Genomic DNA, 15,918 nt, shown 5'->3' on the forward strand with positions numbered 1-15,918 from the left:
TATTATAGATTAAATGTGCTAAGGGCTTGCGAATTATGACTCATTGCATCAATCCCGATTGCCAAAATTCAGAAAATACCCATTACGCTGACACTTGTTCTAGCTGTGGTCAACCCCTGCTTTTAAAAGGGCGGTACCGCAGCTTGGAACTCCTCGGTCAGGGAAAATATGGCCGGACCTTCTTGGCGATCGATGAAGACAAACCCTCGAAACCTCGTTGCGCGATTAAGCAGTTTTTCTCCGGAAAAACCGACAAGGCGATCGCCCGATTCCGAGGGGCTACTCCTGGATCCCCGAAAGCATTGACCTCAGAAATCATGCTTCTGGATGAATTAACTGAGCATCCGCTGATTCCCGAACTCTATGCTTCTTTTGAAGAGAATGGCAGTCACTATTTAATCCAAGAATATGTCGAAGGCCAAAATTTAGCCGCTGAACTCGCTGAAAGCGGCCCCTTTAATGAGAAAAAAATTCGTCAAATTCTCACCGACGTTCTGCCGGTGTTGAAATTTGTTCACAACAGTTTGTTGATTCATCGGGATATTAAACCCGAAAACCTGATTCGTCGCCACAGGGATGGCAAAATTATTCTCGTTGATTTTGGCACGGTCGAACATCCCACGGGGATGAGTGCGATCGCCTCCGCCACGGCCCTGGGTTCCGCAGAATATGCCGCCCCTGAACAAACCAAAGGCCAAGCCGTTCAAGGGAGCGACCTGTACAGTCTGGGTGTTACCTGCTTGCATCTGTTAACCGGACTCTCGCCCTTTGATTTGTACAGCATTAAAACGGAAAGTTGGGTCTGGTCTGAATATCTCACTCAACCCGTTAGTTTGCAGTTAAGCCGGGTTCTGGATACCCTGGTGCAACGGGATATCAAACAGCGCTATTCCTCCAGTGCTGAAGCCCTCAAAGCCCTGAATGCCCCCAACTTAGAAGCGGTATTACCCCCGCCCAACAAACGGGTCGCAACCTTGGTGGGTGGCGCGGCGATCGCCGTCTTGTCCATGACCCTGGGTTATCGTGCTCCGACTTCGGTCCCGGTGAGTTTCCAGCAAACCCCCTTGGAACCTGCACCGCCACCGCCACCGCCTCAGATGATGTATCGGGTCAAACCTCCGGAGTTGTCTTACAAACTCCCGGCATTCCCCGAAGAGTCTAGCTATCCCATGTCTAACGTCCAACCCATGCGGACCTTGGCGATCGCCTCGGGACCCGTCTGGTCTGTCGCCGTCAGTCCCGATGGCAGTACCATCGCCTCCGGCAGCACCGATGGCACCATTCAACTCTGGCACGTTAGCACCAATAACGTCCGCGTTCCCCTCCGGATTCTCAGCGGTCATTCTGACCCGGTATGGACCCTAGCCATTAGTCCCAATGGCCAGTTCCTCGCCTCCGGCAGTGCCGATAAAACCATCAAACTTTGGGACCTCCAAACCGGGGAACTCCTCGGCACCCTCAAGGGCCACAAAGCCGGAGTCTTCTCCGTCGCCTTCAGTCCCGATAGTCAAAGTCTCGCCTCCGGCAGCTTCGACAAGAGCATCAAAGTTTGGCGACTCCATGCCAACAACTACTCCGGACTCGCCGGTTCTGAAGTTCGCAGCTTCATCGGTCATTCCCAAGAGGTCCAATCCGTCGCCTTTAGTGCCGATGGTCAAACTCTCGCCTCCGGCAGTACCGATGGCACCGTGAAACTCTGGAACTGGCACAGCGGCAAACTGATCCGCACCCTGTTGGGACATTCCGATGCCGTCTGGTCCGTCGCCTTCAGTCCTGATGGCAGTACCATCGCCTCGGGAAGTTGGGATAAAACCATTAAACTTTGGGATTCCAGCAGTGGCCTCCCCGTCGGGACCCTCAAGGGTCATTCCGAACAGGTTCACTCTGTCGCCTTTAACCCCGATGGCCAAACCCTCGCCTCTGGAGACCTCGGTGGCACGATTAAACTATGGAAAATGGGCACAGGTTCCCAAGTCGGAACCCTCAAGGGTCATACCGATTGGGTGGGGGTCGCCTTTAGCAAAAGCGGCAAAACCCTAGTCAGCGGCAGCTTTGATGACACGATCAAACTGTGGAAAGTCAATCCGTAGTCAAATCTCAGGGACTAGCTTCCCGTTTAAATTTTTTAAAAACGCGATTGGGTTTGTTCTGTACACCCGATCGCGTTTTTTCTCCGGTTGTACTCCCGAATCACAGATAGAAAACCAGTTTCAGGTCCTCGGACGCCAGTACAGTAGCGATTAGAAACCCGGTTTCTTGTCCCTGAGATCTAACTTCTGTACTGGCATCCGGGAGCCTTGCACTGGGCGATCGCCCGGTTAGAAATCACAGCCTCCGGTCCCCAAATCCTATACAATCGATAAAACCCCATTCGGCTCCCTTGAGCGCATCCCGGTTTTAGGCCGGTAAGACCCTATTGTTCAGTTTATATTGTTTTTATATTGACTCTTGAGTTTCAACCCCAAATCGATTTGAATAGCAAGGTAGGCGAGCGTGATGACCACTGAGGAAATAGGGTTAGTGTTAGTAATTGACGATTCCTCCACTAACCTAGAATTGCTCTATGATATTTTGACTGAAGTTGGCTATGATGTCCTCTTGGCAAAACAAGGAAAAAAAGGAATTGACCTCGCCAAAAGTCATCCCGTTGATTTAATTTTACTAGATGTCATCATGCCAGAAATGGATGGGTTCCAAACTTGTACCCTCTTGCAATCTGAGCCTGAAACCCAGAATATTCCGATTATTTTTATGACCGGCATTTCTGACAATTTAGAAAAGGCCAAAGGATTAGGACTAGGAGCTGTTGATTATATTACCAAACCTTTTTATCAAGCGGAAATTTTAGCTCGCATTAAAATTCATATTAAATTGCGGCGATTAACCCGAGAATTAATTCATGAAAAACAATCCCTTGAACAACGAGTTGAAGAAAGAACCGCCGAACTCTCTCAAATTTTGGCTGAACTCCAAAAGGCTCAACTCCAATTGGTCCGAGGTGAAAAACTCTCTTCCATCGGTCAATTAGTGGCGGGGGTTGCCCATGAAATTAAAAATCCCTTGGGGTTTATTGCTGGGAATATTGATATCGCGACTGAAGGAGTTTCTCATTTAATTGAATATTTAGAACTGTATCGAGCCAAGTTTCCGAATAGCGGAGAAGAAATTCAGCGCAAAGGGGTAGAAATCGATATTGAGTATTTGTTACAAGATTTACCCAAAATGCTGGCTTCGATGAAGGTGGGGACCGATCGCATTTCTAACCTCAGCACTTCCCTGGGAACCTTTTGCCGTTCTGATACCACGGCTAAAGTGTTGGCGAATATTCATGAAGGACTCGATAGCACCTTAATGATTTTACAACATCGGCTCAAACCCACTCCGAACCGCAGAGAGATAAAAGTGGTTAAAAACTATGGGAAAATACCTCGGGTTCGCTGCTATCTCGGTCAGCTCAATCAAGTGTTTATGAATATTATTGCCAATGCCATTGATGCCTTAGAAGAGGGCCTGGGAAATGCTGTTTCATCTCCAGATTTAGCGCCGCAAATCACAATTGAGACAAAACTCAGCGCCGATGGTCAACAGATTGTGATTCAAATTGCCGATAATGCTCAGGGAATGACTCCGGAAGTGAAATCCCAAATTTTTGATTACTTATTTACCACGAAACCTGTGGGAAAAGGGACCGGATTGGGGCTATCTATTTCCCTTCAAATTGTTAAAGAAGCTCACAATGGCAATTTGACCTGCTATTCTGAATTGGGGGTGGGAACTGCATTTGAGATCCAGATTCCCCTGGATGACTCGGAGGCGATCGCCTGCTGAAGGAGTGGGTTTATAATCCCAATTGTACTGGATTTTAGGACGCTTTTCCCGTCAACCAGTAGGTGACCATTTCTCCTTTGCCTCGAATCGACACCGTTCCCCGTTCCGTGAATAAATAATTGCTTTTTAAGTGCTGGTATGTCTCAGCCGTGACTTGAATTTGACCGGGTAATCCTTGAGATTCCATTCTTGAGGCAATATTGACCGCATCTCCCCAGAGATCGTAAATGAACTTGGTGGTCCCAATCACCCCAGCGACGACAGGACCCGTGGCAATCCCGCAGCGAATTTGAAAGGGTTCGCCGGTTTGGGTTTGAAATTGCCCGATCGCCTGCTGCATATCCAATGCCATCTGTGCGATCGCCTCAGCATGATTGGTTTGGGGGATGGGGACGCCACCGACAACCATATAGGAATCTCCAATGGTTTTAATTTTTTCTAATCCATGTTGGGTAGCGAGTTCATCAAATTGGGAAAAAATTTGATTCAGTAAAGCGACTAATTCTGATGCCGACATTTTAGCGGATAGGGGCGTAAATCCGACAATATCCGCAAATAAAATACTCGCTTCATCAAAGTATTCGGCGATCGCACTGGAGCTTTCTTTTAACTGTGCTGCGATCGCCTTCGGTAAAATATTCAGCAATAACCGCTCCGATTTCTCCCGTTCTAACCGCAACAACGCATTCTGTTCTTCTAGTTCTTGTTGCAATCGAAAAATTTTTAAATGATTTTCAACCCGAGCTAAAACCTCTTCAAATTGAAACGGTTTGGTGATATAATCCACCGCTCCCACTTTGAACGCCTTCACCTTATCCAACACATCATCAAGCGCACTTAAAAAAATCACCGGAATATCCCGAGTTTTTTCCTGAGATTTTAATTGTTCACAGACCTGATATCCATTAATATCTGGCATATTAATATCTAGCAAAATTAGGTCGGGTGGCGAAGCCTGCACCCCCATTAAAGCCATTTGACCATTCAAGGCTTTACGCACCTTATATCCAGAATCGGTCAACATTTTAGAGAGCAGATTCACATTATCAAGGGTATCATCGACGACTAAAATTTTGCAATTGGGTTCATGAATAGGTTGGCTAGTCATTGCTCTGGATTAACTCAATAATTTTATCAAATCGCAGTTGAGTCACCAAATTGGTGAGGGTAGTTGCTAAGGCTGGATGGGAGTCAGGAATTTGGGTAATTAAGGTGGCGATCGCCTCATCATCCAATTCACTCGCCGCTTGATAAAGTTGGTTTTTCCAATCCGGCGACATTCCCTGCAAACATTCGGTTATCGTTAGGCAGTTCCCTGGAACCGAGGGAGAGGGATTACTCACATCCCCACCCGGGATTTCTTCATAAAGATAACGCACCCCGAGATGTTCCGCCATTTTTTGAAAAATCACGTCTTCGCGAAACGGTTTACTGGCAAAATCATCACATCCTGCCTCCAAAACCATTGCCCGATTTTCTTCAAAGGCGCTGGCCGTTAACCCAATAATAACCGGAATTGGCCCATTAGTCATCCGTTTAATTTGCCGGGTGGCTTCATAACCATCCATCACCGGCATTTGCATATCCATCCAAATCAGATCAGGTTGCCAACTGTGGCACATTGTCACCGCATCTTCCCCATTCACCGCTTCACGCACTTCAAACCCCAGAGGCGACAGCAGATTCCGCAGTAACAGCCGACTTTCCCATTTATCCTCAACCACCAGAATCCGATACTCCGGTTGATTTGCCGCTAACCCAATCACGCACTGACGAGGTACCTCCCTCCCCTGAGTCATGGCATCTGCCGGACTAATTTTGATATCAAATTTAAAAATTGTGCCTTTTTTCAGGGTGGAACTCACCGTAATTTTACCCCCCATTAACTGTATAAACTGACGGCTAATTGGCAATCCTAAACCTGTCCCGGCTTGAGATTTTCGTCCTGTTTCACTCTGTACAAAGGGGTCAAATAAGGTCTCCAGTTCTTCCGCACTAATCCCGGGTCCCGTATCTTCAATTTCACAGACCAAATAGGTGGCTGATTCTCCCTCGACCCTTTCTGTTAATAAAGATTGGGTTTCCCTTGTAACCCGGACCGCGATGCCACCTTGTTCTGTGAATTTGATGGCATTTCCCAGGAGATTAATAAAAACTTGACGCAATTTGCTTTCGTCCGCTTTGATGAACTGCGGGACATCAGAGGTCCGTTCAAACATGAGCTGTAATCCTTGGGATTCCGCTTTTAGTTTAAACATTTCTCCGAGAGAGGTTAACAGCCGATACAGGTCAAAACTGGTTTCATTCAAAGAAATTCGACCGGCTTCAATTTTGGACATTTCCAACACATCATTAATCAGGGTGAGCAGATGTTCCCCCGCCCGAGAGATGATACCCAGATAGTCTTGCTGTTGGGGGTTGAGGCTATTGTCCCGATTGAGAATTTGAGTAAAGCCTAGAATGGCATTCAGTGGAGTTCGCAATTCGTGGCTCATTTTCGAGAGAAATTCCCCTTTGGCTTTGCTGGCAGCATCTGCCGCTTCTTTAGCTTGTTGTAGGGCTAATTCTGCTTGTTTACGCTCAGTAATATTGCTGGCTGTGCCGGTTAAACCTAGTCGTTGGCCCTGGGCGTCTTTGCGGATAATTGCATTGACCAACAGATAAATCGGTCTACCATCTTTGGCGATATCTATGATTTCATATTGGGAAAGGGAATGCCCCGCTAGAATTTCATCAAAAGCGGCTTGATCCTGGGCATTATTCTCATATCCAGACGGCTTGAATTCAGAAAAATGATGACCGATCATCTCCTCGGGTTCATACCCATAAATAGTTTTAACCGCTTGGTTGACAAAGGTAAAATAACCTTGGCTATTCATGGAGAATATCATTTCCTGAGAGGTTTCCACCAAGTCGCGGTACTTCCGTTCACTTTCGGCTAATGCTTCTTCTGCTAATTTGCGGTCCGTGATATCTGTAATTGAGCCAACCATTCGGATTGGGTTTCCGGCTACATCCCAGAGTGCCTGACCCCGGGATAAAACCCACTTGTAAGTACCATTTTTGCACCGCAGGCGATGTTCCGTGGCGAAATGGGGTGTTTGACCATATAAATGCTCTTTAATCGCCTGCCTGACCCAACTTTCATCATCAGGATGGATGCGACTCAACCAGGTATTGGAATGGTTGGGAAGTTCATGATCTTCATAGCCGATGATCTCTTTCCACCGACTAGAAATGAAGGCTTCATTGGTTTTTAAATTACAGTCCCAAATTCCATCATTGTTGCCTTGCAAGGCTAATTGCCAGCGTTCTTCACTCTGCCGTAATTCTTCTTCGGCTTGTTTGCGATCGCTGATATCAACCACTAATCCATCCCAGAGAATACTGCCATCTGCTTGCTTTTCCGGATTGGCATCTCCTTGAACCCATTTAATTTGACCGGATACGATAAGTCTCCAAATAAAATGCCACGGTTCTAAGGTTGCGGCTGAACGGGCGACGGATTCACTATGTTGTTGGCGATCGTCCGGATGAATTAAATCTATCAATAAAGAGGTGTCTTCCATCGCCGCCTCGGCTTCAACTCCATAAATCTGTCGGCAACCCGGACTGATATAGGGAGAAGTAAATCTTCCGTCGGTGTGCATTATAAATTGATAAATCATCCCCGGAATATTGGCGGCCAGATTATAATATCGGGTATTGCTTTGTTGTAATTGTTGGGTGCGCTCTTGGACGGTTTTTTCTAACTGGCGAGCATACTCTTTTTGGGCTTGATAAAGTTGGGCATTTTCTAAGGCGATCGCCGCTTGAGAAGAGAGGAGTTTGAGCAATTCCACTCGCGCGGGACTAAAGGCCCCCATAAGCAGATTATTTTCCAAGTACAGAATCCCAATGAGTTTACCTTGACCCAAAATGGGCGTACATAACACAGACTTCGGCTGAGTCGCTAAAATGTACGGGTCACTGGTGAATTGGTTATTTTGGCTGGCATCATTGAGGACGATATCTTCTTGGGTACGACGGACATAATTAATTAAGGACAGGGGTAAAAATGAGCTAGTTTCCACCGCGATCGCCTGTCGAACAGCTATCTCAGTTTGTTCACTCTTACCCGATGCTTCTATCACAAAATTACCATTTTGGTTGAGGAGCAAATACCCCATTTGCGCTCCCGCATTTTCGAGAGAAAGACGCATCAACTTCGCCAATAATTTGTCTAGCTGTACTTCGCCAATCAGAGCTTGAGTCGCTTGGATGACTGTACTCAAATCTAACAATATATCGTAACCACTGCTTTTTGATTCTGTATAATTATGGGTCTGAAGTTCCGTCGTGCTTACTTCTCTAGTTTTAGAGTTTAAGTCAGAAAATCGCCGTTCTAAATCCTCGACTTTAGCCAATGCGCCCCAGCGATAGTAGCAGGAATGGGCTTTTTTTCGATAAAATCCCGCAATAGGGTCTCGTCCAATCTGTTCATAAAACTCTGCCGCCAATTCCCAGGCGAGGGCTTCTTCTTGGATATAGTTATTAGTTTGTGCCGTAGCGATCGCCTGGTCATAAAAATTCATCGCCTCTAACACTTCTCCCTTAACCCGCGCTTTTTCTGCCTCGACTAATTCATACTTTTGTTGAAAATTTTCCGGCGCAAATCTGGCCCATATTTTCATTTTCTCTTGATTAATATCTACCTTGACCAGAATCTGGGCTTGTTCAGATTCTGATGCCTGGAGATACACCGCTAACGCGGAGAGAGAATCGTAGAAATAAAACAGAGGCAGAGTATAAACCGCCGTTAACGCATCTAAGTAGTTGGCAGCAAGACCCGCATTTACCACCGCCTGTTCAGGTTGTCGAAATAAATAGCTTAGGATGAGTTGGTGCAAATATAAACAACAGAGGGCATAGCGATCGCTGGCTTGTTCATGGATCGGCATCATCGTCTCTGCGTTATAAGCTTCCCCGAAAAGGTGCACCGGATTGTCTGATTTATTCCTTAAATTTAAAACTACCTGCCAACACATTTGGCAATAAGTTAAAGTGGTGGTTTGTTTGAATTTTACAAGTAAAGAATTATAAGAAGCAATCTCCGATTCTAATTGAGAGAGTTCTTTTCCAGTAAAATAAGAAGTGATGCAGTAATTGTAAGCCGAAAGACCCGCATACTCTAAATCTCCATTTTCTAAGCCGGTCTCATAAGCCGTCAGCAAAGGGGGAATGGTTTCCTTCAGTGGATCTTTCCAGACTCGAACATTATTATTGACCACCATTAAAGTCCGGGATTTTAGCTCTTTGTTATTAAATTTATCTAAAACTTTTAAGGCCAATTGACCGAATTGATGGCCGGTTTCAATATTTCCAACAACCCCACATAAAATTAGGCCATAACAAGCGTATGCATAAGCGGATTCATCGGTATTGCCATAGGTTAGGGATAAATTTATTTCCTGAACGACAATCAAGGGTAACAGCAGGGGTGCAACTTGATAGGCTGGGGCGATCGCACTATTGAGAATCCGCATCCCTGCTTTTTGATGAGCCGCGGACATTTCAGGTAAATTGATTAAATCTTGGACATCTTTTCCCGTTAATTGGTTGGATATTTCATCCAGCCCAACTTGAATATCTGCGAAGGTTGGCTGTTCTGGTAAATAAATATCTAATAATTCAAGGGCTTTTCGAGTATTTTCTAATGCTTTCAGTTGCTGGCTGCAAGAGCTATAAGCTTTAATTCTGATTTCATAAAAATTAACTTGATCTAGGGTGGATTGGGCTTGGATTAAACCAATTTTTACCAACGCCTCCATTCGGTCAAAATCCGTATTGATGTAAGCCGCATAAGCCCCCTGGATATGTAGCCTTAGAGTCGTTGGATAATCAGCCTCCCAGCTATCTTGTCCTAAAAGTCTTAACCCAATCTGAAAATAGGTATCAGCCAATTCATAAGCATTGGCTGATAGCGCTTTCTGACCCGCTCTTAAATTTAATTTAACTAATTTATTTTTCTGTTCATAACTTGTTATTAATTCACAGCTATAGTTTAAATGATTGACAATCTCAAAAATACTTTCTTCTATAGTTTCAGGCCGAGTATTGCTTAACAGGAGATAAGCAATTTGCCAATGAGTTTCTTTTTTGCGGTCTTCTGGAATCAGGGAATAAGCAGCCTGTTGGACGCGATCGTGCAAAAACTGGTAGCAGACTTTTTCCCCATTACGAGGTTCTCTAACCCGCGACAGGATATGAGTTGTAGCTAAGGGGAGAATTAATTCTTCTTGAATGGCTTCCCACAAATCTCGACTCGTCAAATGAGCCGATCGCTCATTGACAATGGATAGCATTTCCATATCAAAGCAGTTGCCGATACAAGCGGCTAATTTTAAAACCATTTGCGTCCTGGGCTGCAACTTTTGAATTTTGCTAACCATTAACTCTACCACATTCTCGGTTATCCCAATTTTTTCGATTTGGCTGATTTGCCAATCCCAACTGCCTTTATGCCAATTGAATTTTAACAACTGGTCTTGTTCTAAAGATTTTAAAACCTGGGTTAAGAAAAAAGGATTTCCCTGGGTTTTCTTGAAAATCAGTTTGGCGAGGTCAAAAGATTTGGCTGTCGTACAATTTAACGTTTCTGCCAGTAAATCATTGACATGATGAACATTCAATGGGGTGAGATTGATTTCGGTCACCCGGACCTGGGTCTTTTTAATATCCTCTAAAGTCAACCCCACGGGATGAGTCGCAGTGACCTCATTATCGCGATAAGAAGCAATCAGCAACAAGTGGTGATTTTGAGTATCGCTAATCACTCGCTTAATTAATTCCAGAGACGCTAAATCAGCCCACTGTAAATCGTCAATAAAGAGAATCAGGGGATGTTCTTTTTGAGTAAAAATATTGATAAAATTTTGAAAAACTAAATTAAACCGATTTTGACATTCTGTCGGAGGCAGGGATACCAATGCTGGTTGAGGGCCAATAATCAGTTCTACTTCAGGAATCACCTCGATAATTACCTGGCCATTTTCTCCGATCGCCCCTAATATTTTCTCTTTCCAGGCTTTAATCTGGGCTTCAGGTTCACTCAGCAGTTGCCGGACCAGGGATGCAAAGGCTTGAATCACCGCAGCATAAGGAATATTTACCTGAAATTGGTCAAACTTGCCGCCAATAAAATAGCCCCGATGTTTCACTAAAGGTTTCTGAGTTTCCTGTACTAAAGCGGATTTACCGACCCCAGAATACCCCGAAATCAAAATCAGTTCAGTTGCTCCCCCACAGACTTGTTCAAACGCAGATAAAACTTGCGCCCTTTCTCGGTCCCGCCCGTATAATTTGGGGAGAATTTCTAATTTTCTCGAAAAATCTCTTTGGCCTAACTTAAACTCATCAATTCCGCCCTTTTCCTGCCATTGTTTTAGGCAATGTTCCAAATCTACCTTCAATCCAAACCCACTTTGATAGCGGTCCTCGGCGGTTTTTGCCAATAATTTCATCACCAGGTTAGAAACCGCGACAGGAATCTCCGAAACCCGTTCATTCGGGGGAACGGGCATCCGAGCAATATGGCAGTGAACTAGCTCGATCGCCTCGTCCGATTGACAAGGCAATTCCCCCGTGAGCATTTCATAAAAGGTCACCCCTAACGAGTAAAAATCCGTGCGATAGTCGATCGCCCGGTTCATCCGCCCCGTTTGTTCTGGGGACATATAGGCGAGGGTTCCTTCCAGGCTATTGGGATGAACCGCAGCCGCCGTTTCTCGCGATAACTTAGAGGCGATCGCAAAGTCAATTAACTTCACCTCTAAACTCTGAGGATGAATAATAATATTGCTGGGTTTAATATCTTTATGAATAATATGGTGTTGATGAATTTCCCCTAAAGTTTGGGCCAATTGAATCCCTAAATTCAAAAACGTCTCCGGATCTAACCGCTGTTGGTTTAAAAATGTTTTCAGAGAACTTCCCCCGGTATCGGGTAAAACTAAAACCGGCAGATTACGGCTCATTTCCAGCCTTAATGGCTCAACAATTCCCCCTAACTTTAAATCTTTGGTCATTTCATATTCGTGATGGAGTTGAGCGATATCTGTCGGACTAGGATAGTCCGTCCCTAGGGCTTTCAAAATCACCGGCAACCCATCCGCCTCTCGAATACCTCGATACACCACTCGCTTGCTATTGCGGTAAATTTCTTCCCCTATCTGATAGCCACTCAGTTCAATCATTTTTCTCTCCTCCCGCTCCTGTTACAAAATTTTAACTTATAGTGAGACAGACTCATTAAATTCCCCACCTAAACCGATTTTGGGGCGGGATGAAGTCTATTTAAACTGTACGCTTAAAAAAGGATTTAAGTTCCCAATTTTGGAAATAAATATCGGACCGGATCCGCCTTCCTCACCCGGCGTCATCCGGTTGTAGGAGTACAGCCGGATTCCAAGTTAAAATCCACCCCAATTCCCCTATTTAAATCGAAACCTCTTGCTGTAAGCGCATTCGCTGTAACAGGTGAGTGGCATCTTCCGAGGATAAGGGACGACTGAAGAAATAGCCTTGAATTTCTTCACAGTCTAGCATTCGCAAACAATCTAATTGTTCCTGAGTTTCTACCCCTTCGGCCACCACGTTTAAATCTAACCCATGTCCCAAGGCAATCACCGCACGGGCGATCGCAATATCTGCCGGTTCTTCCGTCAAGTCTTTGACAAACGAGCGGTCTATTTTTAACGTATGGAGGGGAAACTGTTTCAGATAACTCAAAGAAGAATATCCAGTCCCAAAATCATCCAGAGCAATATTCACCCCCATCTGTTCTAACTCGCGTAACAACTTGCGGGTAAAGTCCACATCCAGCATGGCGGCAGTTTCCGTAATTTCTAGGGTTAAATACTGGGGGTCTAACCCCGTTTCCTCCAAGACTTGAGCAATTTTTTGGACTAAATCCGGTTCTTGGAACTGTCGAACGGAGAGATTCACTGCTACAGGTATCTCTGATAAACCGGATTCAATCCAAGCTTGATTTTGACGGCAAGCTGTCTTTAAGACCCATTCTCCAATGGGCATAATTAACCCCGTTTCTTCGGCGATGGGAATGAATTTTGCGGGAGAAACTAAGCCCAATTCCGGATGGTTCCAGCGGATTAATGCCTCCATTCCCTTAACTTCTCCGGTTTTAATATTCACCTTGGGCTGATAAGCCAGCATAAATTCACCCTGTTCTAATGCCCGGTGTAGCCTATTTTCCAAGTCTAATAATTCACTGGCGAGCAGGTCGAATGAATGGGTATAAACTTCATAAGTATTGCGGCCTTTTTCCTTAGCTCGATAGAGGGCCGAATCAGCGTGTTTGATGAGCGTTTCCCCATCCTCTCCATCATGGGGATAGAGGGCAATGCCAATACTGGTACTGATATGAAGGTGGTGATTTTCGATGAAAAACGCAGGCTTGAAGGTTTGGATAATCTCTTCGGCAATCTGAGTGGCGCAGACCCCCGAAGAAATTTCGGGCAGAATGATGGTAAATTCATCTCCCCCCCATCGGGCGATGATATTCGGGTCTCCCAAGGCGGCTTTTAGTCGGGCGGCTACCTCTTGTAATAATTTATCGCCGATCGCATGACCAAGAGTATCGTTAATTGTCTTAAACCGATCCAAATCTAGGAACATCACCGCTACCCCACTGTCCCTATTTTTGGCCTGTTCCAAGACTTCCACCAAGCACTCATTTAATAAAGTTCGGTTGGGTAAATCCGTGAGGGAATCGTGAAAGGCTTGATAGCGAATATGCTGTTGAGCCCGAGTTGCATCGGTGATATCCCGAAAGCTAAAAACTCGTCCCACGGTACAATTCCCCACCCTCTGCGGGCGAGAATAACACTCTAAAATTCTCCCTTCTTTAAATTCCAAAGTATCCCAAAATTCCAGATTGGGGGACTCGCGCCATTTTCTAATTTGACTAAGGCAGCCTTGGGGCTGTTTTAACTGAGGCAATAAAATTTTTAGACCTTGCTTAAAGGTTCCCCTGGACAGCCAAGAGGGGGAAATTGGCAATAAATCAATGAATTTTTGGTTATAGCTGGTGATGTGACCCTGACGGTCGATCGCCAAAATTGCATCCGCTGTTGATTCGAGGGTTGCCTGCAATAAAGACAGAGAGTTTTCCAGCCGTTCTTCGGCTTGTTTGCGTTGCGTGATGTCCTCCACTGTGCCTTCGTAGCCAATAATTTTGCCCTCCGCGTTGCGAATAACCCGTGCATTTTCCGAAATCCAAATGATGCTGCCATCTTTGCGATAAACCTGAGATTCAAAGTTCCGAAAGGCATGATTTTTTTGGACGAGGCGCACGAATTGGGCACGGCGATTTGGGTCTACATAAATCTGAGATTCAATATTATTAACCCTGGCTATGAGTTCTTCCGGTCCATCATAGCCATAGATTTGGGCTAACATGGGATTGGCAGTAATGTAACGTCCGTTGAGGGTACTTTGAAAAATTCCTTCCACGGCATTTTCAAAGATGCTGCGATATTTTTGTTCGGCTTGCTTTTGTTCGATTTGAGCCTGTTGTAGTTCAATTAAGGTTTTCTGGAGTTCTTCGGTGCGTGCAGCGGCGATCGCCATCAGGTATCTTTCTCGTTCCGCTTGTTCCCGTCTAGCATCCATGATGCTCAAGGTATGGGCATTCCACCCGATCGCAATCGCTAAGAGGATGGTATTAAATACACTTAACAAGGCAATCCCGACCCCGCGATCGTAGAGATTCAATTGTGTCCCTTGGAGGATTAATCCCCCCAATAAGGGAGGAAGAACTAAGGCAGCGATCGCCTGGGGTTGCATCAGTAGGCGCAGGGTGCGATCGCTGGTCAATAAGGCAACGGGTCCCCGGTCCGGATGAGCTAACAAAATCCCCACCGCCAGTAAGATAAACCCTACACTCGTATGCAATGCCATTTCGGTACTGCGTCCGAGCCCATAAAAGGCCGAAATACCATACAGATATCCGAGTAATCCTAAAAAAGCGATCGTCCAAGCGATCACGCTCAAATACTGGGCCATCCGATAGCGTTTTTGGTAGGATAAAACCAGGGCAAAACCTAGTAATACAAAATTAAAAGCGGTATTAGGAGCCATTCGCCCAGGTATGGAAGTCCCTACGGCATTTGCTGTTTCTTGAAAGAAGAATTGGTCAATGCCAAAATTGATATTTAGGATATATTGGAGGAGGGTTAGCACCCCAATGAGAATGGTTAAGTAGGATAAACTGGGTAGGATTGAGGCCACAATTTGAACCACAGGTTTTAGAATGCCTATCCCCCTCTTATTCCTCGGTCCTAGCCCCTTGCCCTGGGGTGATTTATCCCCGGATTGGAAATTTTTTTTACGTCCCAATTGCCAAAGAGAAAGACCGCACAGAATAAAACTAATGGCGGTATTTGCTTTCATCGTCACTAGCCCGGGCAAAACACTTTTGAGGAGGGGAATATTGAAAATCCAACCCAACAGAACAATCAAGCCAATCAGGGTCACTGCTATACTCATCCCCTGAGAACCGGATCGCAGGGATGAGATCGCACTGGAGGTTGTAGGTGGTTTGGAATATTGAGGTACCATTTCTAGTTGCCCGCCTCTAGATTGAGTCAGCATTCTCTAATTATCCTTATTTTTCTGACTAAATTTACTCCAACTTCAAAAAGCGTCGCTCACCCCTCTCCTGTTTTAGACTCTAACGGATCCAGGGGCCAGGAATTCTGTAGTCTATTTGGCAGTTTTTATATTTTCTTTATGTTTTCCTAAAAACCACAGGGCAAGGTCACCCCTTTTGTTAACGTTCCCCAGGAGCAACCCCATGACGTGATGTTAAGAATCCCCGGTGTAATCCCTACCCCATAATGGAGCAACCTATTGGGCAATTTAGCTCCACCCATGACCCGCTAAAAATTCACATTTTTCTCTTATCAACTTGAAGCCAGCTATTTTAATCAAACCTAAGAGCCATTTTTTAGATGGCTCTTTAGGACTTGTGGTGATAAATTTATCTAATGAATTTCCAAAATCTTCAATGTTCTTGAGTGGTTAAATCTG

General features: G+C 45.3%; 5 protein-coding genes. 2 read left to right on the top strand and 3 right to left on the bottom strand.

What is annotated here, in order from left to right:
- The first annotated feature begins 35 nt into the window (after nt 1-35).
- Together NG795_RS24670 and NG795_RS24675 are read left to right on the top strand one after the other, a co-directional pair.
- Complete coding sequence (locus tag NG795_RS24670; protein WP_367291267.1) at nt 36-2,090, top strand: protein kinase domain-containing protein; 2,055 nt, start codon at nt 36-38, stop codon at nt 2,088-2,090.
- Between the two features lie 406 nt (nt 2,091-2,496).
- Complete coding sequence (locus NG795_RS24675) at nt 2,497-3,828, top strand: response regulator (protein WP_367291268.1); 1,332 nt, start codon at nt 2,497-2,499, stop codon at nt 3,826-3,828.
- Between the two features lie 34 nt (nt 3,829-3,862).
- Here NG795_RS24675 and NG795_RS24680 read toward each other — a convergent pair whose 3' ends face one another.
- The 3 genes from NG795_RS24680 to NG795_RS24690 all read right to left on the bottom strand — a co-directional run bounded on the left by NG795_RS24680 (nt 3,863) and on the right by NG795_RS24690 (nt 15,480).
- Complete coding sequence (locus NG795_RS24680) at nt 3,863-4,936, bottom strand: adenylate/guanylate cyclase domain-containing protein (RefSeq protein WP_367291269.1); 1,074 nt, start codon at nt 4,934-4,936, stop codon at nt 3,863-3,865.
- On the bottom strand, nt 4,929-12,062 hold the full coding sequence (locus NG795_RS24685; protein ID WP_367291270.1) for a PAS domain S-box protein: 7,134 nt from the start codon (nt 12,060-12,062) through the stop codon (nt 4,929-4,931). The genes NG795_RS24680 and NG795_RS24685 overlap by 8 nt, the downstream gene beginning before the upstream one ends.
- 241 nt (nt 12,063-12,303) lie before the next feature.
- On the bottom strand, nt 12,304-15,480 hold the full coding sequence (locus NG795_RS24690) for an EAL domain-containing protein (RefSeq protein ID WP_367291271.1): 3,177 nt from the start codon (nt 15,478-15,480) through the stop codon (nt 12,304-12,306).
- Nucleotides 15,481-15,918: the final 438 nt, after the last annotated feature.

Source organism: Laspinema palackyanum D2c, assembly GCF_025370875.1.
Lineage (GTDB): Bacteria > Cyanobacteriota > Cyanobacteriia > Cyanobacteriales > Laspinemataceae > Laspinema > Laspinema palackyanum.